The organism is Caulobacter sp. NIBR2454 (assembly GCF_027474405.1).
Taxonomy (GTDB): domain Bacteria; phylum Pseudomonadota; class Alphaproteobacteria; order Caulobacterales; family Caulobacteraceae; genus Caulobacter.
Genome location: NZ_CP114871.1, coordinates 3,630,056 through 3,652,531, shown reverse-complemented (window position 1 = coordinate 3,652,531; position 22,476 = coordinate 3,630,056). Strand labels below are relative to the sequence as shown.

The 22,476-nt window shown below is 66.8% G+C and carries 22 protein-coding genes; 10 read left to right on the top strand and 12 right to left on the bottom strand.

What is annotated here, in order from left to right; all coding sequences use genetic code 11:
* Positions 1-58 precede the first annotated feature (58 nt).
* From O5K31_RS17570 to rdgB, 7 genes are all read right to left on the bottom strand, one after another.
* On the bottom strand, positions 59-763 hold the full coding sequence (locus O5K31_RS17570; protein ID WP_269715040.1) for a hypothetical protein: 705 nt from the start codon (positions 761-763) through the stop codon (positions 59-61).
* A 67-nt stretch (positions 764-830) separates the two neighbouring features.
* A complete protein-coding gene (gene gshB, locus O5K31_RS17565) occupies positions 831-1,775 on the bottom strand; it encodes a glutathione synthase (protein WP_269715039.1) in 945 nt (314 codons plus the stop codon).
* 54 nt (positions 1,776-1,829) lie between these two features.
* Positions 1,830-2,645, bottom strand: coding sequence for a SirB1 family protein (locus tag O5K31_RS17560; RefSeq protein ID WP_269715038.1), 816 nt, complete (start codon positions 2,643-2,645; stop codon positions 1,830-1,832).
* A gap of 22 nt (positions 2,646-2,667) precedes the next feature.
* On the bottom strand, positions 2,668-3,042 hold the full coding sequence (locus tag O5K31_RS17555; RefSeq protein WP_269715037.1) for a YraN family protein: 375 nt from the start codon (positions 3,040-3,042) through the stop codon (positions 2,668-2,670).
* 1 nt (position 3,043) lies between these two features.
* Entirely contained in the window at positions 3,044-3,913 is an 870-nt protein-coding gene (rsmI, locus tag O5K31_RS17550; protein WP_269715036.1) for a 16S rRNA (cytidine(1402)-2'-O)-methyltransferase, read from the bottom strand.
* 26 nt (positions 3,914-3,939) lie between these two features.
* Entirely contained in the window at positions 3,940-5,094 is a 1,155-nt protein-coding gene (hemW, locus tag O5K31_RS17545; RefSeq protein WP_269715035.1) for a radical SAM family heme chaperone HemW, read from the bottom strand.
* The gene (rdgB, locus tag O5K31_RS17540) at positions 5,091-5,693 is read right to left on the bottom strand and encodes an RdgB/HAM1 family non-canonical purine NTP pyrophosphatase (RefSeq protein ID WP_269715034.1); all 603 of its coding nucleotides are present in this window, start codon (positions 5,691-5,693) and stop codon (positions 5,091-5,093) included. The genes hemW and rdgB overlap by 4 nt, the downstream gene beginning before the upstream one ends.
* Positions 5,694-5,716: 23 nt before the next feature.
* Between rdgB and O5K31_RS17535 the strand changes: the two genes are divergently transcribed.
* From O5K31_RS17535 to O5K31_RS17525, 3 genes are all read left to right on the top strand, one after another.
* A complete protein-coding gene (locus O5K31_RS17535; protein ID WP_269715033.1) occupies positions 5,717-6,307 on the top strand; it encodes a glutathione S-transferase family protein in 591 nt (196 codons plus the stop codon).
* A 431-nt stretch (positions 6,308-6,738) separates the two neighbouring features.
* Positions 6,739-7,272 (top strand): DUF2975 domain-containing protein, encoded by a 534-nt coding sequence (locus tag O5K31_RS17530; protein WP_269715032.1) that lies wholly within the window; start codon positions 6,739-6,741, stop codon positions 7,270-7,272.
* A gap of 23 nt (positions 7,273-7,295) precedes the next feature.
* Positions 7,296-7,550, top strand: a complete 255-nt coding sequence (locus O5K31_RS17525; protein WP_269715031.1) for a helix-turn-helix domain-containing protein — start codon at positions 7,296-7,298, stop codon at positions 7,548-7,550.
* Here O5K31_RS17525 and O5K31_RS17520 read toward each other — a convergent pair.
* From O5K31_RS17520 to rph, 3 genes are read right to left on the bottom strand one after another with little or no spacing between them, the layout of a single operon-like run.
* On the bottom strand, positions 7,547-8,263 hold the full coding sequence (locus O5K31_RS17520; RefSeq protein ID WP_269715030.1) for a CPBP family intramembrane glutamic endopeptidase, BDIM_20840 family: 717 nt from the start codon (positions 8,261-8,263) through the stop codon (positions 7,547-7,549). The genes O5K31_RS17525 and O5K31_RS17520 overlap by 4 nt on opposite strands.
* Positions 8,264-8,323: 60 nt before the next feature.
* Positions 8,324-9,385: an AraC family transcriptional regulator gene (locus tag O5K31_RS17515; protein WP_269715029.1), complete on the bottom strand. Its 1,062-nt coding sequence runs from the start codon at positions 9,383-9,385 to the stop codon at positions 8,324-8,326.
* Between the two features lie 21 nt (positions 9,386-9,406).
* A complete protein-coding gene (gene rph / locus O5K31_RS17510) occupies positions 9,407-10,123 on the bottom strand; it encodes a ribonuclease PH (RefSeq protein ID WP_269715028.1) in 717 nt (238 codons plus the stop codon).
* 80 nt (positions 10,124-10,203) lie between these two features.
* Here rph and hrcA point away from each other — a divergent pair, with 80 nt between their 5' ends.
* Both hrcA and grpE read left to right on the top strand, forming a co-directional pair.
* The gene (hrcA, locus tag O5K31_RS17505) at positions 10,204-11,274 is read left to right on the top strand and encodes a heat-inducible transcriptional repressor HrcA (RefSeq protein ID WP_269715027.1); all 1,071 of its coding nucleotides are present in this window, start codon (positions 10,204-10,206) and stop codon (positions 11,272-11,274) included.
* A gap of 4 nt (positions 11,275-11,278) precedes the next feature.
* Positions 11,279-11,905, top strand: coding sequence for a nucleotide exchange factor GrpE (gene grpE / locus O5K31_RS17500; protein WP_269715026.1), 627 nt, complete (start codon positions 11,279-11,281; stop codon positions 11,903-11,905).
* On the opposite strand, the gene O5K31_RS17495 is transcribed toward grpE, so the two are convergent.
* Entirely contained in the window at positions 11,851-12,099 is a 249-nt protein-coding gene (locus tag O5K31_RS17495) for a DUF2061 domain-containing protein (protein WP_269715025.1), read from the bottom strand. The two genes, grpE and O5K31_RS17495, sit on opposite strands and share 55 nt — an antisense overlap.
* 195 nt (positions 12,100-12,294) lie before the next feature.
* On the opposite strand from O5K31_RS17495, the gene dnaN reads away from it, so the two are divergent.
* From dnaN to gyrB, 4 genes are read left to right on the top strand one after another with little or no spacing between them, the layout of a single operon-like run.
* A complete protein-coding gene (gene dnaN, locus O5K31_RS17490) occupies positions 12,295-13,416 on the top strand; it encodes a DNA polymerase III subunit beta (RefSeq protein WP_269715024.1) in 1,122 nt (373 codons plus the stop codon).
* 47 nt (positions 13,417-13,463) lie between these two features.
* The gene (locus O5K31_RS17485) at positions 13,464-15,410 is read left to right on the top strand and encodes a S9 family peptidase (RefSeq protein ID WP_269715023.1); all 1,947 of its coding nucleotides are present in this window, start codon (positions 13,464-13,466) and stop codon (positions 15,408-15,410) included.
* Positions 15,407-16,549: a DNA replication/repair protein RecF gene (recF, locus tag O5K31_RS17480; protein WP_269715022.1), complete on the top strand. Its 1,143-nt coding sequence runs from the start codon at positions 15,407-15,409 to the stop codon at positions 16,547-16,549. The genes O5K31_RS17485 and recF overlap by 4 nt, the downstream gene beginning before the upstream one ends.
* Positions 16,550-19,000 (top strand): DNA topoisomerase (ATP-hydrolyzing) subunit B, encoded by a 2,451-nt coding sequence (gene gyrB, locus O5K31_RS17475; RefSeq protein WP_269715021.1) that lies wholly within the window; start codon positions 16,550-16,552, stop codon positions 18,998-19,000.
* Between the two features lie 87 nt (positions 19,001-19,087).
* On the opposite strand, the gene O5K31_RS17470 is transcribed toward gyrB, so the two are convergent.
* Positions 19,088-19,870, bottom strand: a complete 783-nt coding sequence (locus tag O5K31_RS17470) for a DeoR/GlpR family DNA-binding transcription regulator (RefSeq protein ID WP_269717102.1) — start codon at positions 19,868-19,870, stop codon at positions 19,088-19,090.
* Between the two features lie 212 nt (positions 19,871-20,082).
* Here O5K31_RS17470 and O5K31_RS17465 point away from each other — a divergent pair, with 212 nt between their 5' ends.
* Complete coding sequence (locus tag O5K31_RS17465) at positions 20,083-22,383, top strand: TonB-dependent receptor (protein ID WP_269715020.1); 2,301 nt, start codon at positions 20,083-20,085, stop codon at positions 22,381-22,383.
* Positions 22,384-22,476 lie beyond the last annotated feature (93 nt).

The following is a 22,476-nucleotide window of genomic DNA, read 5'->3' as shown; positions in this document are numbered from 1 at the left end:
CTAATAAAGAAGGTGAAGGCGTTCAGTCACCTAGCCGTCACACTTAAACTGGCTCCGCTTAACCGAGGAGAAGGCCGCCGGTCGCGGGATCGCCCATCAGGGACAGGCCGGTCACACCCACCAGCTTCATCAGGTTCGACTGAAGACCGTCGTGATGAGCCACATAGGTATCGCCGCCCCAGGCGAATACGACATTGGCCACCGTGGAAGAGCCTTCGCCCGCGGCTCGAAGCGCGTCCTCCAGATGGGCCTGGGCGCTCAGGTCGCCAGAAAACACCAGCGTCGCGCCGGAAGCGCCAGAGAAGGCCAGGGTGTCCAAGCCGACCTGGAAATCCTTGATCACCGCGCCGGTCTGGAAATCGCCGATGGTGATGCGGTCCCGGCCTTCGCCGACGGCGAGCGAGCCGCTCAGCTGGCCGATCTGGATGACGTCATCGCCGGCTCTCAGGTCGATGTCACCTTGGGCCAAACCGATCTGGACCACATCGGCGCCGTCCGTGGTCGCTAGGACCTGTCCAGGAGTCAGATGGCTCATCTGGACGACCTGCGGCCCCACGAGGGGCGAGCCTGGAAAGAGGCTTCCGCCTCCGAAATCGACAGACGCGCCGCCGGGGCCGGCCTTAAGCATCAACGACCCGATCTGCACGAAAGCCAGGCCGGGAGAGGCCTTGAGCGAGATGAGATCGCCGATGTCCACCGAGGCCGAGCCTGGGCTGGCCTTCACCATGACGGGCGCGAATTTTGCGAAATCGAACAACGACATTCCGCCTCCCAGCAAGAGGCGAATGGTCGCCTTCACATGTGAAGTTTAAATGGCGAAGCTTGGATCGTCAAACCGCCAGGGCCTCGATGCGCTCGAACAAGGCCGCCGTGGCGTCGATGCCCGTGAAATTCTTCAACTGCTGGGCGCCGGTGGGGGAGGTGACGTTGATCTCGGTCATGTAGTCGCCGATCACGTCGATGCCGACGAACAGCAGGCCACGAGCCTTCAACTCCGGGCCGATGATGGCGCACAGTTCCTTGTCGCGGGCGGTCAGCTCGAAGGGATGGGCCGTGCCGCCGCGGGCGAGATTGGAGCGCACCTGACCCTCGGCCGGCACGCGATTGATGCCGCCGACGGGTTCGCCGTCAATCAGCAGGATGCGCTTGTCGCCCTTGCTGACGGCGGGGACGAATTTTTGCACCACCACCTGGTCGCGGCTGGCCATGCCATGCAGTTCCAGCATGGCGTCGAGGTTGGGATCTTCCGGTTTCAGCCGCACGACACCCAGTCCGCCCAGGCCGTGCAAGGGCTTGAGCACCACATCGCCATGCCGCTCGCGGAAATCATAGATCGCTTCGCGGTCGCCGGTGATCAGGGTCGGCGGCTGAACGCCCGGGAAGCTGGTGACGAACAGCTTCTCAGGGGCGTTGCGGACCTCGGCGGGATTGTTGACCACCAGGGTCTTGGGATGCACCCGCTCCAGCAGATGGGTGGCGGTGATGTAGTGCATGTCGAAGGGGGGGTCCTGACGCATCAGGATCACGTCCACGTCGTCGGCCAGGTCCAGGACCTCCACCGGCCCCAACTTGGCGTGGTCGCCCTTCACCGCCTTGATCTCAAGCTTCTGGGCGCGAGCGAAGACGCGGCCGTCCTCCATGGATAGCCGGTCGGGGGTGTAGAACCAGAGCGAGTGGCCCCGCTCCTGCGCCGTCATCATCATCAGGAAGGTGGTGTCGGACTCGATGTTGATCCCATGGATGGGATCCATCTGGACGGCGACGCGCAGGGACATGACGGCTCCTAAATCGACCTTGGCCGATCAGATAGGCGTTGCGGCGCCAAAAGCCTAGTTCAGCTGCATCCGTACGCGTTCGCGCTGGGCGCGGGCGGCGATGGCGGCCCCGCCGTCCAGGAACTGAGCTTGGGCGAGAGCCTGCAGGGCGCCGGCCAGGGCGCCCTGGCCCTCGCGAGCGGCGGCCACGTCCAGCCAGGGGCGGTGGTCGGTGGGGTCGAGCAGGGCGCGGCGCAGGGCCGAACGCTCCGCCCGCGCCCAGTCGCCCGCAGCCTGCGCGCGGGCGAAGATGTTGTTCTGAAGGCGGATCAGCACGTTGCGGTCGGGCGCCGGCGACATCAGCACGTCCAGCTTGGCCGCCACGTCCGGCGTCAGGCCGGTGCGCAATGCGCGGCGGGTCAGTTCCGAGGGCAGAACCACGCGCCCCTCGCTGAATGGGTCCAGGGCCAGCGGGCCTTCCTCGGTCTCGATCCGCAGCAGGAAGTGGCCGGGGAAATCGACGCCCTGGACGTTCAGTCCCGTTTTGCGGGCGGCGTGCAGGTAGAAGATCCCCAGCGCCACCGGCAGGCCCTTGCGGCGATCGGCGACGGAGATGATGTCGGCGTTGTCGGGGTTGTCATAGGTGATCAGATCGCCGGACAGGCGCAGGTCGCCCGACAGGGCTTCGGCGATCGCCTCTTCGGGACTCTCGCGCTCAAGGCGCTCCTGCACCCGGATGACGGCTTCCTCGGCCAGGTTGCGAGCAAGCTGAGGGTCACGCGACGGGTCGTCATGCACGGCGCAGGCGAGCGCCGCCTCGAACAGCGGAAAGTCCGCGTCTCCAGCGCGCCCCGCGGCGCTCAGAAGTTGTTCCGCAGCTTCGCGGTCCACGATGATCCCCTTCAACCGGTCGTCACGCGCCGGCCCATGCGTCGGGAATATGACGTGGTGCGCGGCCGGGCGCGAGGGCGATCAGATCCAGGCGGACTGCGGCGTTTCGCAGCGCGGGCCGAAGCGCGGCTATGTGGGCCCCGGCACGGCGCAGGCGTTCACGCTGGTCCAAGGTTACGGCCTCCAGCGCCTCGTCTAGGGTGCGCCGCTGCTTGACCTCGATCACCGCCAGGACCGCGCCTCGTACCGCCAGCAGATCAACCTCGGCCATGGGTGTGGCCAGGCGAAAGCCCAGGATGCGATAGCCCTTCAACATCAGCCATGCCGCCGCCAGAGCCTCGCCGCGCCGGCCGGAAAGCCGGGCGGCCGTGCCACGCGCGGACCGGACTTGGCTCATCTCAGACGCCCTTCAGGTCCAGTGCGCGGCGATAGAGTTCGCGGCGCGGCAGACCCAAGGCCTTGGCCACCTCCGACGCGGCGTCTGCGGGACCCATGCGTGTCAGGGCTTCGGTCAGGGCGGCGTCGGCGTCCTCCTCGGTGGCGGCCTTCTCCTCGCCGGGGCCGACCAGGACCACGATCTCGCCCTTGGGGCTGTCCAGCTTAGGGTCCGCCGCCAGCTCGGCCAGGGTTCCGCGGATGCAGGTCTCGTGCAGCTTGGTGATCTCGCGGGCTACCGCGGCCTGACGGTCGCCGCCGAACACAGCCGCCATGTCGGCCAGGCTGTCGGCCAGGCGCGGGCCGCTCTCGTAGAAGATCAGGGTCGCCCGCACCGGGGCGAATTCGGACAGGAAGGTGCGCCGCGCCGCGCTCTTAGGCGGAGCGAAGCCGGCGAACAGGAAGCGGTCGGTGGGCAGGCCGCCCAGGGTCAAGGCCGCCAGGGCCGCGGACGCGCCGGGAATCGGGAACACCTGATAGCCCGCCTCGACCACCTCCTTGACCAGCCGGTAGCCGGGATCGGAGACTAGGGGCGTGCCGGCGTCGGAGACCAGGGCCACCCGGCCGCCGCCTTCCAGCGCCGTCATCACCTTGGGTCGCGCCCGCTCGGCGGCGTGCTCGTCATAGCGCTCCATGCGTTTGGACAGGTTGTAGGCCGATAACAGCTTGCCGGTGACCCGGGTGTCCTCGGCCAGCACCAGATCGGCGGCGTTCAGCACGTCCAGCGCCCGCAGGGTGATGTCGCGCAGATTGCCGATGGGCGTTGCCACCACATAGAGGCCAGGCGCGAGGGGCGCGGTCGACAGGGCGGGCGGGGGCGGGTGCTGGGCCATCGCCCCCCGCATAACAGGTCGAGGGCCTAGGCCAAAACCCGGACGATGAGGGCGGCGGTCAGGCTGTCCAGCACCAGCCGACCTTGGCGGGTCGCCCGAAGGCGCTCGCTGTCGGCGACCAGAAGCCCTTCGGCGACAAGGTGCCGGATTTGTTCGTCACCCGGCGCCAGGCCCAGGGCCGCGATCTCGGCGAAGCTCACCCCAGCGTCGATGCGCAGGCCCATCAGCAGTCGCTCCTCCGCCGCCTCCAGCGGCGTGAGGTGTTCGGACTCAAAGCCGGTTCCTTGGCGAGCGACGCGTTCGATGTAGTCGCCGATTCTGCGTTCGGCGGCCGTGGCGGTGCGCCCGACATTTCCGGTCAGTCGCCCATGAGCGCCCGGCCCGACCCCGGCGTAGTCGTAGCCCCGCCAGTAGGCCAGGTTGTGGCTCGACCGCGCCGCCTCGCCCCGGGCGTGGTTGGAGACCTCATAGGCGTCGAAACCCGCGCCCTCCAGCACCGCCTGGGTGGTCTCGAACAGGGTCGCGGCCAGATCCGGGTCCGGCGGGGTGAAGCGGCCCCGGCCCACGGCGCGGTCGAAGGCGGTGCCCGCCTCGATGGTCAGCTGATAGGGCGACAGGTGCTCGGGCCCGAAATCCAGCGCTTCCCTCAACTCCTTTGCCCAACCCTCCGGCGTCTGGCCCGGCCGGGCGTAGATCATGTCCAGAGACAGGCGCGGGAAAGTCGCCGCCGCCTTGCGCGCCGCGCGGCGGGCGGTGTCGGCGTCGTGGTTGCGGCCAAGGAAGGCCAGCGACGCGTCATCCAGCGCCTGAACCCCCAGGGACAGGCGGGTCACCCCCGCCGCCGCGAAGGCCTCGAACCGGTCAGCCTCGGCGTCGGTGGGATTGGCCTCCAGGCTGATCTCCAGATCAGGTTCGGCGTCCCACAGCGCGCGTGCTGTCTCGATCACCCGCGCCGCGGCGGCCGGATCCATCAGCGACGGCGTCCCGCCGCCCAGGAAGATCGAGGTCAGGCGACGTGGCCCGGTCGCCTCCCGCCAGCCCTTCAGATCCTCGACGATCGCCGCCGCCAGGGCCGCCTGCTCGTCGGTCCGGCCCCGGTCGCGCACGACGTTGAAGTCGCAATAGGGGCAGACCTTCGCGCAGTAGGGCCAGTGGACGTAGACGGCGAGCGGCTGGCTCAAAACAGGGCGGCTTTCAGTTTCTCGAAGGCGCGGGTGCGGTGGCTGAGGGCGTCCTTGGCCGCCTGCTCCATCTCGCCGAAGGTCAGGTCCTGGCCTTCCGGAATGAAGATCGGATCATAGCCGAAGCCCTTGTCGCCGCGCGGCGGGAAGACCAGGGTTCCGTCGACCCGGCCTTCGACGACCACGGCCGGGCCGCCATCGGGCCAGCAGACGGCCAGGGCGCTGGTGAACCAGGCGCTGCGGTCCTTCGATCCGGTCTCCTCGATCCGCTCCTCGACCTTCTTCATGGCCATGGCGAAATCCTTTTCCGGACCGGCCCAACGGGCGGAGAAGATGCCCGGCGCGCCGTCCAAGGCGGTGACCGAGACCCCGGAATCGTCGGCGATGGATATCATGCCGGAAAGCTCGGCCGCATGGCGCGCCTTGAGCAGGGCGTTGCCCACGAAGGTGCTCTCGGTCTCGTCCGGCTCGGGCAGGTTCAGCGACCCGGCGGTCACGATCTGGAAGCGGCCTTCCAGCAGGGCTGCCAACTCCTTGGCTTTTCCTGGGTTGTGCGTGGCGGCCACGATCTTAAGTCCGGGGGCGAGGGTCAGGGTCATGGCCGGTCTCCAGGATTATTCCGATGCAATTGCTCTACTCGCCCACCTCGCCCTTCGCCCGCAAGGTTCGTGTGGCCATGATCGAACTCGGCCTGGAGGACCGCATCCAGCTGGCGGCCGTCGATCCTTGGACCGACGAGACCCTGCGCGGCCAAAATCCCCTGTCCAAGGTGCCGACCCTGGTCACCGGCGACGGCGAGATCATCTTCGACAGCCGCGTGATCTGCGAGTACCTGGACGAGATCGCCGGCGGCGGACGGTTGTTCCCCGCCACCGGCCCTGACCGCTGGCGCGCCCTGACCGCCCAGGCCCTGGCGGACGGGATCGGTGACGCGGCCGTGCGCGTGGTGGCGCAGGAGAAGCGACCGGCGGCCGAACAGCACGCCGATCAGATCGCCCGCCAGCGCGCCGCTATCCTGGCCGCGTTGGACAGCCTGGAGGACGACGCATTCGACGGCCGGTTCGGGATTGGGCAGATCGCGGTGGCCGCCCAGCTTGGCTATCTGGATTTCCGCAAGGTGCTGGACTGGCGCGAGAACCGGCCCATCCTGACCGAATGGTACGAGCGCGTCCGGCGGCGGCCTTCGATGAAAGCTTCTGAACCCGTCGAGTGAATGCTGCGCTGCATTACAAACCGTTCACTTCATTGCGAAGGTTTAATATCGTTTTTCGATGCGAAACTTGATCGAAGGGCGATGAAGTCCTAAGTACAGCTTCAGAAAACGAGGCCGTCGCGGCCTCACCGAAGCGGGATTGGCCCGCTTCATGTTGCGCTGCACAAGGACGAATAAAATGACCTCCGCCTCCTTCATGAACACCCTCGACCGCCTCTCCATGACGGCCCTGACCGCTGTCCTGCTGTCGAGCCTGCCCCTGTCGGCCGCCATGTTCCTGGTCCGCTCGATCTAGGGACTGTCGTCGGCGGCTTCCAAGCCTCGCCGACGCAAGGCATTCTCGCCGTCCGCCCTGGCCTCGACCTATCGGTCGGCGGGCGCGGCGGGTTCCGGGGCGGACCCCGGAGTTGGACGTCTAGGGGGAATAAGGCATGCGCGCCTTGGGACCGGGCTCGGTATCGAGCTTTCTGAAGATCATCCTCGACGTCGTCTATTTCGCCCTCTGGGCCGGTGTGGCCCTCCTGGCGCTGCTGTCGCTCACGGCCCTGCTGCTCAGCTTCAATCCCGAATTGCTCAAGAGCATTCACATCAGCGGCGACGATGGCCGCGAAGTGACCGCCAAGGGCCCCCTGCTGGCGGGTGTGCTGGCCGCCGGCTCGCTCTATCTGGGCGGGGTGCTGGTTATCGTCGGGCGTCTGCGCCGCATCTTCGTCACCCTCACCGCCGGCGATCCCTTCCATCCCGACAATGTGCGCCGCATGCGCGTTGTAGGCCTGGTGCTTGGCGCGCTGGAGTTGGGGCGTTACGCGCTGTGGGCGCTCGCCGCCTGGCTGGCTCCCGGCTCCAACCGCATCGACGGCGGCGTCAACCTGACCGCATGGTTCTCGGTCCTGGTCGTTTTGGTCCTCGCGGAAATTTTCCGTGAAGGCGCCCGCCTTCGCCGCGAAGCTGAACTGACCATTTAGAGTTTTCAGGCAGAGCCTAACCCATGGCCATCCGCGTTCAGCTCGATCGTGTCCTCGCCGAACGGCGCATGTCTCTCACCGAGCTTGCGGACCGCGTGGGCGTGACCATCGCCAATCTGTCGATCCTCAAGACCGGCAAGGCGCGGGCGATCCGCTTCTCGACCCTAGACGCCCTGTGCCGCGAGTTGGGTTGCCAGCCCGGCGATCTGGTGGTCTTCGAACCCGGCCCGCCAGACGACGATTTCGAGGAAGCCGAACTGCAGGGCGGCCTCAGCTAGACCAGCAGCATGATCGCATTCCCGAAGTTGTGCAGCACGATCGGCAAGAGAATGCTGCGGGTCCGCAGCACCAGCCACACCGCGATCAGCGAGGGCAGGGCGGTCAGCGCCATGGTCAGCAGGTCGAACGAAAACTGACCCTTCGAAAATCCGAAGGCGTGCGCCAGACCAAACAGGGCGCAGGACAGGATCGCGCCCCAGCTCCACTCGACGCCCAGCAGTTTCACCCGGCCGAGGAAGGCATGGCTGAGCGCCAGCAGCAGCACGCCGCGATAGAAGGCCTCTTCCTCTAGCCCCGGCATGGTCAGCTGAAAGGCGACCGTCTCCATCGACGCAGGCTCGGTAGGAAAGACGATGGCCAGCACAAGGAAGAAGCCCAGATAGATGGCGCAGACAAAGGCTGCCGGCTTCAGGCTGCCGGGAGCCTGTGCGGGGGTCAGGCCGGCCGCGCGCCACCCAAAGGCCGGCGTCGAGGCGATGATCAGTGTCGCCGCCAGGGCCAGCAGCTTGCCCTGCCAGTTCCAGGCAGCGTCGGGAAGCAGCTCCGGCAGCAAGCCGTAGCCTCGGGTGAGAAGGAAATCGTTTGCGAGCACGAGGGCGGCGGCGGTCAGCAGCCATCGGGGATTGAACTGGCTCGGCCGCATCAGCCCGATCACCGCGCCGGCCGCGAGCAACAATCCGATGACGCCCGCTATTCCGATTAGTCCGTTCACGTCCGCATCTCCGCTGCGATCCAGCAGCGATGACTAGCTTGGCTTTGGCGGGCCTGCTTCTCAGAAGGCGGCCGGTCGTTCCTCAGAAGTCGGCGCCCGGCTTCGGAAGGCGCTCGGCGTGGTGTTCTCGAAATCGCGAAACACCCGGTTGAAGGACGCCAGGGAAGAAAAGCCGCTGTCCAGGGCGATGGCGATCAGCTTGTCGTTCCGGCGCGCGGGGTCGGCCAGCAGGCGGCGGGCCTCGGCCATGCGCTGGGCGTTCAGGAAGCCGCGGAAATGATCATGACCGAGCTGATGGTTGATTAGCCGGCGCACCGTCCGCTCCGGCGCGCCCATCTGGCGCACGAAGGCGTCGAAGGTCAGCTCGGGATCAAGGTGAACCCGTTCAACCTCGATCAGAGCATCGAGGCGCGCCTTGAGGCGGTCGTCATCGGCCGTTCGTGGCGCGGCCTGCGGACGAGCCTCAGGCCGCTCGGGCCCGTCCTCGAACCCGACCCAGGCCAGCCAGCAGGTGAACAGCAGCATCGCTGCGTTCTGGGTGATCGAGAACGCCTGCGGCTGCCAATCCATGCCCAGCAGTACATCCACCGCCAGGTCGGCCATAAGCTGGCCGCCCAGCAGGACCACCAGCAGCATTCGCGCCCGGCGACGGCGGTCCAGAAGGTCCCCCTCCCGGTCGCTGATCACCCGCCAGGTCAGGTGGCCGATCATGCCAAAGCCCAGGATCACCAGAACCCAGGAAAGGCCGATGTCCTCCGGCGCCGGCCCGAACAGGCCGCGATCGGCGCTGGCGATGACGATCCAGACAAGACCCGCCGCCAGCACGGCGCCCCGGGGGCGGAAGGCCCGGTCGAAGACCGCCAGGCAGAACCACCACAGGAAAACGGCCGCATACCCGCCCAGGAATTTGGCGACATAGCCCGCCGCCCCGCCCATTCGTAGCGGTGCCTCGGGCGTGTTGCCGGCCAGAAATCCGCATAGGCAGAGCGCCAGAGGCAGGAAGTAGGCCGCCAGACGGCGCTGGCCGTCGCGTCGGAGCATGAACACGCCCGCCAGCAGCAGCGTCGCGCCCGCCACGCGCACGATCACGTCCAGATCCTGAGGGGACATGATCTCGACCACGGCGGGCGACCCTTTAGGCCATTAGAGGCCGGCAGCTTGGCGCTGCATCACGAACAGCTCGCCGATGCCCTTTTCGGCCAGGCCGAACAGCGCCTCGAACTCGGCGCGGCTGAAACCGCGCTTCTCGCCCGTGGCTTGAATCTCGACGATGTCGCCAGCGCCCGTCAGCACGAAGTTGGAATCGGCCTCGGCGTTGGAGTCTTCTTCGTAGTCGAGATCCAGGACGGGCACGCCATTGAACACGCCGCAGGACACCGCCGCCACCTGATCGAGGATCGGGTCAGTCTTCAGCACGCCTTCGTCCAGCAGGTACTGGGTGGCTAGGCGCAAGGCGACCCAGGCGCCGGTGATCGCCGCCGTGCGGGTGCCGCCGTCGGCCTGAACCACGTCGCAGTCCAGGGTGATCTGGCGTTCGCCCAGGGCCTTCAGGTCAACCACGGCGCGCAAGGAGCGGCCGATCAGCCGCTGAATCTCCTGGGTGCGGCCGCTCTGTTTGCCGGCGGCGGCTTCGCGGCGGCCGCGGGTATGGGTGGCGCGGGGCAGCATGCCGTACTCGGCCGTGACCCAGCCCTGGCCCTTGCCGCGCAGCCAGCCTGGCAGGCTTTCCTCGACCGTGGCCGTGACCAGCACCTTGGTGTGGCCGAACCCGATCAGGCACGAGCCCTCGGCGTAGCGGTTCACCCTGGTCTCCAGGGTGACGGCGCGAAGGGCGTCGGGGGTGCGTTCGGACGGGCGCATGGCGGCGGGCTCACTGATGGGGAAGGGGCCGCTTATCCTAGATATGGCGCGGAACGTCCACGGCGCTTACATCTTGTCCCATGACCTTCCTGCCGGGCGCAGCCCCAACCCTCAGCCTCAGCGACCTGGACAGTCGGGCGCGCGACATCTTCCGTCACGTAGTCGAGACCTATCTTGAGACGGGCGAGCCGGTCGGCTCGCGCACCGTGTCCAAGGGCGGGGTGCATCTGTCGCCGGCCTCGATCCGCAACACCATGCAGGACCTGACCCATCTGGGCCTGCTTGGCGCGCCGCACACCAGCGCCGGCCGGCTGCCGACCCACGCGGGCCTGCGCCTGTTCGTGGACGGCCTGCTGGAGGTGGGCGACCTGGCCGAGGAGGAGCGGCGCACCATCGACGCGCGCCTGTTCGCCAAGGGCGGCTCCTTCGAAGACGTGATGAACGAGGCCAGCGCCATCCTGTCCGGCCTGGCCGGCGGGGCGGGCGTTGTCTCGGCGCCGGTCCGTGACGCGGGCGTAAAGCATGTGGAATTCATCGCCTTGGGTTCGGACCAAGCCCTGGCGGTGATGGTGTTCGAGGACGGCACGGTGGAGAATCGGCTGATGCGTCGGCCCGTCGGCCTGACGCCCTCGGCCCTGACCGAGGCTTCTAACTTCCTCGCCGCTCGCCTGGCGGGGCGCACCCTGGCCGAGACCCGGCTGGAGATGCGCAGCGAACTGGATCGCGCCCGCCGGGAACTGGATGAGACCGCCGCGCGTCTGGTTGAGGACGGCCTGGCGGCCTGGAGCGGCGGCGAGGACGCCGATCGCGCCCTGATCGTGCGCGGCCGCGCCAACCTGCTGTCCGAGCCTGGCGCCATGGAGGACCTGGAACGGGTCCGCATGCTGTTCGACGATCTGGAGCAGAAGGAACAGCTGGTCGGACTGCTGGATAATGTGCGCGAGGCGCAAGGCGTGCGTATATTCATCGGAGCGGAAACGAGGCTTTTCTCGCTTTCGGGTTCCGCCGTGATCGCCGCGCCCTATATGACGGGCCGGCAGAAGGTGCTGGGCGCGATCGGCGTGATCGGTCCGGCCCGCCTCAACTACGCTCGGGTGATCCCGCTGGTGGACTACACCGCCAAGGTCCTGGGCAAGCTATTGGACGGATGAGACCATGACCGACGAAGAAACGCCGGCGAACGAAGAAGCCTTCGACGGCGCCGAGATCGCCGCTGACGAGACCGAGGCGCTCAAGGCCGAGATCGCCTCGCTCAAGGAGCAGGTGCTGCGCTATGCGGCGGAAGCCGACAATACCCGCCGCCGCGCCGAGCGCGAGGCGAACGAGGCGCGCGCCTACGCCATCCAGAAATTCTCCCGCGACCTGCTGGGGGTGGCCGACAACCTGTCGCGCGCCCTGGCGGCTGCGCCCAAGGAGACCCAGGACGGTCCGGCCAAGACCTTCCTGGTCGGCATCGAAATGACCGAAAAGGCCCTGCTGGACGCCTTTGAGCGCAACGGCCTCAAGCGCGTCGATCCGGTGAAGGGGACCAAGTTCGACCCTCACCTGCATCAGGCGATGATGGAGCAACCCTCCACCGAGGTCGCCGCCGGCGGCGTCATCCAGGTGCTGCAGACCGGTTACGAACTGCTGGGCCGCCTCGTGCGTCCGGCCATGGTGGTCGTGGCCGCCAAGGGCTCGACCGGGGCTGGCGACACCGCGGCCGAACCGACCGCGGCGGCCAATCCCTACGCCAGCGCCGAACCCACCGCTGAAGGCGGTTCGGTCGACACCCGGGCCTGATCGGCTTGCGCGCGCCGCTTGTCGGCGCGCGTCCAGGCCCGTTCGTGCAGATTGAACATCACCGTCTGCACCATAGGCTCGATGATGCCGACGGCCAGGGCCACGTGCCAGTTGCGGGTCAGGGCATAGGCGACGGCGACCGCCACCGTCAGGTGCATGCTTGCGTAGGTCAGGGTCTTCAGGGCGAGCCGCATGGTTGCGAGCCTTTATTGAGAATGCCTCTCAATAACATAAGCGGGCTCCATTCGGTTGCAAGGCCCGGACATAGCGAAATCCTTGCTTCTTCCTTAAGTCGCCCCCCTTCCTTCGGCCGCAAGTTCGGCTAATGTCCGTGGTCCTTTCCATAGGCCGCGCGGGGGCTCCTGCGGCCTCACGAGTCCGGACTAGACATGAAGCTTACGATCGAGCGGGCGGCGCTTCTCAAGGCGCTGGGGCATGTGCAGAGCGTCGTCGAACGCCGAAACACCATCCCGATCCTGTCCAATGTCCTTTTGTCGGCCGACCGCGAGCAGGTCAGCTTCTCGGCCACCGACCTGGATATGGAGATCGTCGACGAGAGCTTCGCTCAGGTCGAAACGCCCGGCCAGATCACCGCGCCGGCCCAGACCCTTTATGAAATCGTCCGCAAGCTGCCGGACGGCGCCGATGTTTCGCTCAGCTTCAATGGCGATGACCCACGCCTGCAGATCCAGGCCGGCCGCTCCAAGTTCAATCTGCCGGTCCTGCCGGCCGGCGATTTCCCGGTCATGTCGTCCGACGGCCTGTCGGGCCGCATCAGCGTCGATACCGGCGACCTGATCCGCCTGATCGACAAGACCCGCTTCGCCATCTCCACCGAAGAGACGCGCTACTACCTCAACGGCCTCTACCTCCACACGGTGGTCGAGGGCGGCGAGACCAAGCTGCGCGCCGTCGCCACCGATGGTCACCGCCTGGCCCTGGCCGAGATGACCGCGCCTGAAGGCACCGCCGGCACGCCGGGCGTCATCGTTCCGCGCAAGACCATCAACGAAATCCGCCGCCTGCTGGATGACGCGGGCGAAAACGTCGAGCTGCAGCTCAGCCCCCAGAAGGTGCGGCTGGAATTCGGCCGGGCCGCCGCCCTGACCTCCAAGGTCATCGACGGCTCGTTCCCCGACTATGTCCGCGTCATCCCCAAGGACAACGCCAAGGTCCTGCTGGTCGACAACAGTCTGTTCGCCAAGGCCGTCGATCGGGTGGCCACCATCTCGGCCGAGAAGAGCCGGTCGGTGAAGCTGGCCGTCGAGCCGGGCAAGGTGATCCTGACCGTCCGCAATATGGAAGCCGGCCAGGCCGTCGAGGAGATCGAGGTCGACTACGACGGCGAGCCCTTCGAAATCGGCTTCAACGCCCGCTATCTGCTGGATGTCTGCGGCCAGATTGGCGCCGAGACCGCCGAGTTCCGCTTCGCCGACCCGGCCAGCCCGACCCTGGTGCTCGACCCGAACGACCCGGGCGTGCGCTACGTGCTGATGCCGCTGCGGGTCTGAGTTCATAACGAGCTCGCCCGTCCAAGGGCGGGCGGGGGAGTTTGATCGTGAAAAAGTCTCTTTTGGCCGGCGCGGCCGCGCTCTGCCTGTTCGTCGCCGTCGGCGCGTCCGCCCAGACGGTCGAGCGCCGCGAGATCGGCAATCAGGTCCTGGAAAATGTGCCCGAGGCTCCCGCCTCGGTGCGCGAGGGCCTGGCCAAGTACCAGAACGTCCGCTCAGCCTACTTCCAGGACTGGGCCGCCGACGGCTCGATGCTGGTCACCACACGCTTTGGCCAGACCAACCAGATCCACAGCGTCGCCGCGCCGGGCGCGGCCCGCACCCAGATCACCTTCTACGATGAACCCGTGGCCAGCGCCGGCGCACTGCCGGCGGGCAAGGGCCTGCTGCTCTCCAAGGACACCGGCGGCGACGAGTGGTTCCAGCTTCTGGTCCGCCAGGCCGACGGCTCGGTGAAGACCATCACCGAGGCCGGCACCCGCAATCAGTCGCCCGCCGTCTCCGCCGACGGTTCGGTCCTGGTCTGGAGCCGTTCGGCCAAGGGCGACGCCGACGCTGACATCATCATGCTCGACCCGTCCGCGCCGGACGGTCGTCGCACCATCCTCGAAGGCACGGGCGCCATGTCGCCCATCGACGTCTCGCCCGACGGCAAGACGGTGCTGCTGGGTCGCTATTTCTCGATCAACGAATCGCCCCGCTGGCTGCTCGATGTCGCCAGCGGCAAGCTGACGCCCTTGGGCGCCTCCAAGAGCCCCATCGCCTATCAAGGCGGCCAATTCACGCCCGATGGCAAACGGGTGCTGATTCTGTCGGACGAAGGCTCCGACTTCGCCCGCCTGATCGAGATCGACCTGGCGACCGGCAAGAAGACCAATCTGTCGGGCGAGTTGAACTGGGACGTCGAGGACTTCGACCTCTCCAACGACGGCCGCGTCCTGGCCTATGTGGTCAATGAAGACGGCTATTCGAAGCTCATCGTCCGTGACTTCGTCACCCGCCGCGCCCTGCCGCAACCGGAACTTCCCGCCGGCGTGCTGTCGAACCTGAAGTTCTCCAAGGACGGCTCCAAGTTGGGCTTCTCGCTGTCGACGCCGACCTCGTCCAGCGACGCCTGGAGCTGGGACGTCCTTGAAGGCAAGCTGCAGCGCTGGACACAGTCCGAGCTCGGCGGCCTGGACGCCAAGAGCCTGGTTGAGCCGACCCTGGTGCGATTCAAGTCCTTCGACGGCCGCTCGATCCCCGCCCTGGTCTATCGCCCCAAGAACGCCAAGGGGCCGACCCCGGTGGTTATCGACATCCACGGCGGCCCCGAGGGCCAGTCGCGGCCGGTCTACAACTCGATCAACCAGCACATCCAGCAGATGGTGGGAGAGCTGGGCATCACCGTGATCGTACCCAACGTTCGCGGCTCAACCGGCTACGGCAAGACCTACCTGAACCTCGACAACGCCGAAAAGCGCGAGGATTCGGTCAAGGACATCGGCGCCCTGCTGGACTGGATCAAGACCCAGCCGACCCTCGATGCGGACAAGGTCGTGGTCTATGGACAGTCCTATGGCGGCTACATGGCTCTGGCGGTCATGACCCACTATTCGGACCGTCTGGCGGGCGGTGTGGAGCGCTACGGCATCTCCAATTTCACCTCGTTCCTCAAGAACACCGAGACCTACCGCCGCGACCTGCGCCGGGCCGAGTATGGCGACGAGCGTGACCCCAAGATGCAGAAGGTGTTCGAGCGCATCTCGCCGCTGAACAACGTCAAGAAGATCACCAAGCCGATGCTGGTCATGCAGGGGTCCAACGACCCCCGCGTGCCGCAGTCGGAATCGGATCAGGTGGTCGCTCAACTGCGCCAGAACGGGGTCGAGACCTGGTACGTCCTGTTCAAGGACGAGGGCCACGGTTTCTTCAAGCGCGTCAACAGCGACCGCCGCCGCGAAGCCGAAACCCTGTTCCTGCAGAAGGTGTTGGGTCTAAAACCCGCCGGGTGAGCCGCGCCGCCCTTCTTTCCCTCTCCCTGACCGACTTCCGCTCCTATGAGAGGACGCGGTTGGAGGCCGACGGCCGCAGCGTGTTCCTGTTCGGCCCCAACGGGGCGGGCAAGACCAACCTGCTGGAAGCCATCTCGATGCTGTCGCCGGGCCGCGGCCTGCGCGGATCGGCCCTGGCCGAGGTGGGTCGCCGCCTGCCCGGCGAGGCGGTCGGGCGCGCTTGGGCCGTGGCCGCCGTGGTCGACGACAGCGAAGGCGAGACGCGCCTCGGCACCGGCACTGAGACCGCCGGAGCCGCCCGCCGTCTGGTGCGGCTGGAGGGCGAGCCCGTACCACCGGGCCGCATGGCCGATCACATCCGGCCTGTGTGGCTGACCCCTCAGCAAGATCGCCTGTTCCTGGAGGCGGCCTCCGAGCGCCGCAAGTTCTTCGACCGCCTGGTTTTCGCGGCCGAGCCCGTCCACGCCGCCCACGCCAGCGCCTACGACAAGGCCCAGCGCGAGCGCCTGCGCCTGCTTGTCGATGCGGTGGGTGACGAGGCTTGGCTGACCGCCCTGGAGGCCCGGATGGCTCAGGCGGGCGCCCTCATGGCCGCCGCTCGCGTGCGAACCTTGCGGGCGTTGCAGGAGGAGATCGACAGCCGTGGCGACCGGCCGTTTCCCCAGGCCCGCCTCAGCCTGACCGGCGACTGGGAGACCATGGCCGCCAATGGAAGCGAATCACCCGAGATCGAGGCCCGTCTCGCCGCCGCCCTGGCCGTCGCCAGGCCCCGTGACGGGGCCGCCGGACGGTCCCTGACGGGGCCCCACCGGGGTGATCTTGCTGTCGTCCACGCCGAAAAGGACCGCCCTGCCGCCGAATGTTCGACGGGTGAGCAGAAAGCGCTGATTTTGAACCTGGTTTTGGCCCAGGCGGCGCGACTTTCGCGTGCGGAATCAGCACCAAACCCTATATTGTTACTCGACGAAGTCGCGGCGCATCTCGACCTGAAACGGCGGGCTGCTCTGGCCGACGAAATCACGGCGCTGGGCCTCCAGGCTTTTCTGACGGGCACCGACGAAGCGCTGTTCGACCACCTCAAGGGTCGGGCCTTGGGCGTCCGCGTGGACGGCTCGGGTCTGACGGTTCTGGACCAGTAGATGACCGACGAAAACCAAGTCCCCGAAACCGACACCGAAACGGCTGCCGGCGAATACGGCGCGGACTCCATCAAGGTGCTCAAGGGTCTGGACGCGGTGCGCAAGCGCCCCGGCATGTACATCGGCGACACCGATGACGGCTCGGGCCTGCACCACATGGTCTATGAGGTGGTGGACAACGCCATCGACGAAGCCCTGGCCGGCTACGCCACCCGGGTCGAGGTGATCCTCAACGCCGACGGCAGCGCCACCGTCACAGACGACGGTCGCGGCATCCCTACCGACATCCACGAGGGCGAGGGCGTTTCGGCGGCCGAGGTCATCATGACCCAGCTGCACGCCGGCGGTAAGTTCGACCAGAACAGCTACAAGGTCTCGGGCGGCCTGCACGGCGTGGGCGTCTCGGTCGTCAACGCCCTGTCGGACTATCTCGAGCTGAAGATCCATCGCGGCGGCAAGGCCCACCAGATGCGCTTCGAGCGCGGGGACGCGGTCTCCTCGCTGAAGATCACCGGCGACTCTCCGACTCGTACTGAAGGGCCCAAGGCGGGCGAGTATCTGACCGGCACCTCGGTCACCTTCATGCCGTCGACCGACACCTTCGCCTTCATCGAGTTCGATCGGAAGACGCTGGAGCATCGCCTGCGCGAGCTGGCCTTCCTGAATTCCGGCGTGACGATCTATTTCCGCGACCACCGCGAGGCCGAGGCCTACGAGGAAATCCTGCATTACGAAGGCGGCATCGAGGCCTTCGTGCGCCACCTCGACAAGGCCAAGACCGGCCTGATGAAGGATCCGATCGTCATTCGCGGCCGCCGTGACAAGGTCGAGATCGATCTCTCCCTGTGGTGGAACGACAGCTACCACGAGCACATGCTGTGCTTCACCAACAACATCCCGCAGCGGGATGGGGGCACTCACCTGGCGGCCTTCCGCGCCGCCCTGACCCGGGTGATGGGCAACTACATCGAAAGCTCGGGCCTGGCCAAGCGCGAGAAGGTCAACGTCTCGGGCGAGGACGCCCGCGAAGGCCTGACTTGCGTGCTGTCGGTCAAGGTGCCGGACCCCAAGTTCAGCTCCCAGACCAAGGACAAGCTGGTCTCGTCCGAAGTGCGCCCCGCCGTCGAAGGCCTGGTGCAGGACGGTCTGGCCACCTGGTTCGAGGAGCACCCGAACGAGGCGAAAGCCATCGTCGGCAAGATCGTCGAGGCCGCCGCCGCCCGTGAAGCCGCCCGCAAGGCGCGCGAACTGACCCGCCGCAAGAGCGCGCTCGACATCACCTCCCTGCCCGGCAAGCTCGCCGACTGCTCGGAGAAGGATCCGGCCAAGTCCGAAATCTTCATCGTCGAGGGCGACAGCGCCGGAGGCTCGGCCAAGCAGGCCCGCAACCGCGAAAACCAGGCCATCCTGCCCCTGCGCGGCAAAATCCTGAACGTCGAGCGGGCTCGCTTCGACAAGATGCTGTCCTCGGACCAGATCGGCACCCTGATCACGGCGCTCGGCGCCGGCATCGGTCGCGAGGATTTCGACGCCGACAAGGTGCGCTACCACAAGATCGTGCTGATGACCGACGCCGACGTCGACGGCGCCCACATCCGCACCCTGCTGCTGACCTTCTTCTATCGGCAGATGCCGGAGCTGATCGAGCGCGGCTACATCTACATCGCCCAGCCGCCGCTCTATAAGGCGACCAAGGGCAAGTCCTCGCGCTATCTCAAGGACGACGCCGAGATGGAGTCGTTCCTCACCGACGAAGGCGTGGACGGCGCCGAGCTCGACCTGTCTTCGGGCGAGCGCCTGACTGGCCGCGATCTGCTTGGGATGGTCCAGACCGCCCGCGGCGCGAAAGCCAACATCGAACGCCTCTCGGCCCGCGCTCCGGCCTTCGCCATCGAGCAGACGGCCCTGGCCGGCCTGTTCGGCGAAGGGCCGGACGTCGCCAGCGCCGCCAGCCGCCTGGACCTCTATGCCGAGGAAGGCGACGGCCCCTGGAGCGGCGAGCCCGCCGCCGCCGGGGGCGGCTTCTCCTTCAGCCGTGTAAAGCGCGGCGTGACCGAGCGCCTGGTGATCGACGAACTGACCCTACACGCCGCCGACGCACGCCGTCTGGCCGAGCGCGCCGGCGCCCTGGCCGAGACCTTCGCCAAGCCCGCCGTGTTCCGCCGCAAGGACAAGTCCACGACCGTGCGCGGCCCTCTGGATCTGGTCCAGGCGGTGATGGACGCCGGCCGCAAGGGCCTGGCCATCCAGCGCTACAAAGGCCTGGGCGAGATGAACCCCGACCAGCTGTGGGAGACCACCCTGGACGCCGAGGCGCGCACCCTGCTGCAGGTGAGGGTCAACCACGCCGACGACGCCGACGACATGTTCGCCCGGCTCATGGGCGATCTGGTCGAGCCCCGTCGCGAGTTTATCCAGGAAAACGCCCTCGACGCCGAGGTGGACGTCTAAATCGAGATGGCCGGACGAAAGTCCGGCCATTCTTCTTTGGGTCGCCGCGCATGGGGAAAGACGGCCGCACAAGCAGCCGGACAATCCTCAAAGCTCTGGGTCTGGCTCCCCTGACGCGACGGTGACGCGCACCGACGCCGCGTCCAGCGCCGCCTGCAGGTCGCTGGGCGGCGCGGCGTCGGTGATCAGGTCGTTGACCTCCGCGAAGTCCGCGAAGTGCATGACACCCGCCTTGCCGAACTTGTTGCTGGTGCAAAGCACCACCACGCGCCGGGCCCGGTCGAAAAGGGCCCGTTTGAAGTCCGCCTCGTCAGAGCTGAAATCCATGAATCCACGCCGTGCGTCGAGGGCTCCGGTGGAGACGAACATGATGTCGGGGGTGAATCGCCGCGCATAGGCGATGGCGTCCGGCCCGAAGGTCGCGCGGTAGTCCACATCGACCCGTCCCCCGGCCAGGAACAGCCGGTAACTGTCACGGTTCAGGATTTCGCTGGCGATTTCTAACCCGTTGGTCACCACCGACAGGCTGCGTGGCCGGGTCAGGGCGCGCGCCATCCAGTGCGCGGTCGTGCTGCAATCGAACAGCACCGTCATGCCATCCTCGACCAGGCCCACGGCCGCCTCGCCGATCAACCGCTTGGCGCCCGCTTCTTCCTGAAGGCGCACCTGATGCGGCGGTTCGATCAGCGCTTCGGGCAGCCGCACCCCGCCGTGAAATTTCGACACCCGCCCGGCCTGCTCCAACTGGCGGACGTCTCGGCGGATTGTCTCTTCGGACACGTCGAACCGGCGGGCCAGTTCGCCGATGGAACAGGACCGCGTGACCTGCAGCAGGCGAAGGATCTCAAGCAGCCGGTCGCCGGAATTCACGCGCAATACCTCTCCAAGACGGGCGGCATTTAGAGCCGCTTCGCTCCCGTCGGGCAAGTTGGGAAGTCCACAAATGCGGTTTGGATTTGAGGAAATGTCTGTGGATGTGTAATAGATACCACAAATAACAACACAATGTCACAGACTTGTTGTGAGTTTCGGCTACTTGGCCCTCCGACGCGCAGAGGCGCGATCAAACTTTGGGGGAATCCATGAAGTCTCATCTGCTCGCCAGCGCCGCCTTGGGCGCGGTCCTTCTCGGCTGGTCCGGCGCCGCACTGGCGGCCGATGTGGCGGCTGACGCCGCTGTGATCGAAGAAATCGTCGTCTTCGGCCGCGGCGAAGCCCGTCAGGTCCAGACCGTGTCCGGCGAGGACATCAAGCTGGAAGTCGCCGGCGCCAGCCCGCTGAAGCTGGTCGACAAGCTGCCGAACGTGAATCTGCAGTCGGCGGACGCCCTGGGCGGCCACGAATGGTCAGCCCGGGTCTCGATCCGCGGCTTCGACCGTAACCGTCTGGGCTTCACCCTGGACGGCGTGCCGCTCGGGGACATGACCTACGGCAATCACAACGGCCTGCACATCAGCCGCGCGATCGCCGGCGAGAACGTGGGTGAGGTCCGAGTGACCCAGGGCGCAGGCGCGCTCGGCGTGGCCTCGGCCAACGACCTGGGCGGCGCGTTGGAGTTCAAGTCGCGCGATCCGGGCGCGGAACTTGGCGGCCTGGCGGTCGCCGGGTTTGGTTCGGACGATACCCTTCGCGGCTTCCTGCGGCTGGAGAGCGGCGAACTGGCCACGGGCGCCCGCGCCTATCTCAGCTACGACTACAGCACCACCGACAAGTGGAAGGGCCCGGCCCCGCAACGCCACGAGCACATCAACTTCAAGGCGGTCCAGCCGCTGGGCAAGGGCTCGCTGAGCGGCTGGCTCAACTGGTCCAAGCGCCGCGAGACCGACTACCAGGACATGAGCCTGGAGATGATCAAGCGCCTGGGCCGCAACTGGGACAACTACCTGCCGAACTACGCCCTGGCCATTCAGGTGGCCGAGATCGCCCATAACCGTGGCGACGCCAGCCCGGCTGGCCGTTTCCCGTCCTTCGGCACGGTCTATCCGGGCAAGATCACCAGCCCGGACGACGCCTATTACGACTCCACCGGCCTGCGCGACGACGTGATCGGCGCGCTCAATCTCGACATGCCGGTCACCGACGCCCTGACCGTGAAGCTCACGGGTTACGGGCACCAGAACGAGGGCGGCGGCCAGTGGGTCACCCCATTCGTGGTGTCTCCGAACTATGGCGTCGCCGGCGCGACCAGCAACGACGCGCCGCTTTCGATCCGCACGACCGAATATGAAATCGAGCGCTACGGCCTGATCGGCAGCGCGATCCTGACCCTCGGCGACCACGAGATCGAGGCCGGCTTCTGGGCCGAGGATAATGATTTTCTACAGTCCCGCCGCTTCTACGGCGTCAGCCGCACCGTCTTTGACCGCGACACCCTTAAGACAGCGCGCAACCCTTTCCGTACGGACTGGGAATACGACTTCGACACCAAGACGCGGAAATTCTACCTCAGCGAAACCTGGCGCCCGACCGAGGCCCTGACCCTCAACCTGGGCTTCAAGTCCCTGTCGGTGGAGAACAGCGCCAAGACCATCATCGGCCCCAACAAGACCGGCGTGATCAAGGCTGAAGACAACTTCCAGCCCAAGCTGGGCGTCAGCTACGACCTGACCGACGACAGCCAGCTGTTCGCCGGCTACTCGGAGAACATGCGCGCCTTCCCGAGCTCCGGCACGTCCGGTCCGTTCTCGGCTTCGCAGGCCGGGTTCGAGGCGATCAAGAATAAGCTGAAACCCGAACTGTCCAAGACCTTCGAGGCCGGCTGGCGCTACAAGACCCCGACCTTCCAGGGCGTCGCGGCCGTCTACTATGTCTCGTTCGAGAATCGCCTGTTCAGCGTCAGCCAGGGCTCGGCGATCCAGGGCAATCCCTCGGCGCTGTCGAACGTCGGCGGCGTCACCGCCAAGGGCTTCGAGGCCGTGGGCGAGTGGAACTTCACCGAGGACTGGTCGCTGTTCGCCTCCTACGCCTACAACGACTCCACCTATGACGACGATACCCGCAACGGCGACGGCGTCGTCATCGCGCGGACCGGCGGCAAGACCACGGTCGACACGCCCGAAAACCTGTTCAAGACCGAGCTGGGCTACGACAACGGCGCGCTCTACGGCCGCATGTCGCTGTCCTATGTCAGCAAGCGGTTCTTCTCCTACGAGAACGACGTGAACGTGCCGTCGCATACGGTCGCCGACCTGGCCGTGGGCTATCGCTTCTCGGGCTCGCCGCTGCTCGAAGGCCTGGAGGTCCAGTTCAACGTCGCCAACCTGTTCGACGAGGATTACGTGGCCACGATCGACTCCAACGGCTTTGGCATCCGCGGCGACAACCAGACCCTGCAGGTCGCCGCGCCCCGTCAAATGTTTGTCACGGTCCGCAAGGCCTTCTGATCCATCCCCGACCTGGAGGCCGGGGTTCGCCCCCGGCCTCCTCCTTTTTCAGTTCCATACCGCTGCGGTGCGTGCAGCGTAGAATCAGTTTCC

Excerpts from the sequence above, each read along its gene's own strand:
- dnaN (WP_269715024.1), top strand. The coding sequence starts at position 12,295 with ATGAAGCTTACGATCGAGCGGGCGGCGCTTCTCAAGGCGCTGGGGCAT.
- O5K31_RS17555 (WP_269715037.1), bottom strand. The coding sequence starts at position 3,042 with ATGAGCCAAGTCCGGTCCGCGCGTGGCACGGCCGCCCGGCTTTCCGGC.
- O5K31_RS17465 (WP_269715020.1), top strand. The coding sequence starts at position 20,083 with ATGAAGTCTCATCTGCTCGCCAGCGCCGCCTTGGGCGCGGTCCTTCTC.
- gyrB (WP_269715021.1), top strand. The coding sequence starts at position 16,550 with ATGACCGACGAAAACCAAGTCCCCGAAACCGACACCGAAACGGCTGCC.
- rsmI (WP_269715036.1), bottom strand. The coding sequence starts at position 3,913 with ATGGCCCAGCACCCGCCCCCGCCCGCCCTGTCGACCGCGCCCCTCGCG.
- O5K31_RS17535 (WP_269715033.1), top strand. The coding sequence starts at position 5,717 with ATGCAATTGCTCTACTCGCCCACCTCGCCCTTCGCCCGCAAGGTTCGT.
- O5K31_RS17495 (WP_269715025.1), bottom strand. The coding sequence starts at position 12,099 with ATGCGGCTCGCCCTGAAGACCCTGACCTACGCAAGCATGCACCTGACG.
- O5K31_RS17525 (WP_269715031.1), top strand. The coding sequence starts at position 7,296 with ATGGCCATCCGCGTTCAGCTCGATCGTGTCCTCGCCGAACGGCGCATG.
- hrcA (WP_269715027.1), top strand. The coding sequence starts at position 10,204 with ATGACCTTCCTGCCGGGCGCAGCCCCAACCCTCAGCCTCAGCGACCTG.
- rdgB (WP_269715034.1), bottom strand. The coding sequence starts at position 5,693 with ATGACCCTGACCCTCGCCCCCGGACTTAAGATCGTGGCCGCCACGCAC.
- rph (WP_269715028.1), bottom strand. The coding sequence starts at position 10,123 with ATGCGCCCGTCCGAACGCACCCCCGACGCCCTTCGCGCCGTCACCCTG.
- grpE (WP_269715026.1), top strand. The coding sequence starts at position 11,279 with ATGACCGACGAAGAAACGCCGGCGAACGAAGAAGCCTTCGACGGCGCC.
- O5K31_RS17570 (WP_269715040.1), bottom strand. The coding sequence starts at position 763 with ATGTCGTTGTTCGATTTCGCAAAATTCGCGCCCGTCATGGTGAAGGCC.
- O5K31_RS17530 (WP_269715032.1), top strand. The coding sequence starts at position 6,739 with ATGCGCGCCTTGGGACCGGGCTCGGTATCGAGCTTTCTGAAGATCATC.
- gshB (WP_269715039.1), bottom strand. The coding sequence starts at position 1,775 with ATGTCCCTGCGCGTCGCCGTCCAGATGGATCCCATCCATGGGATCAAC.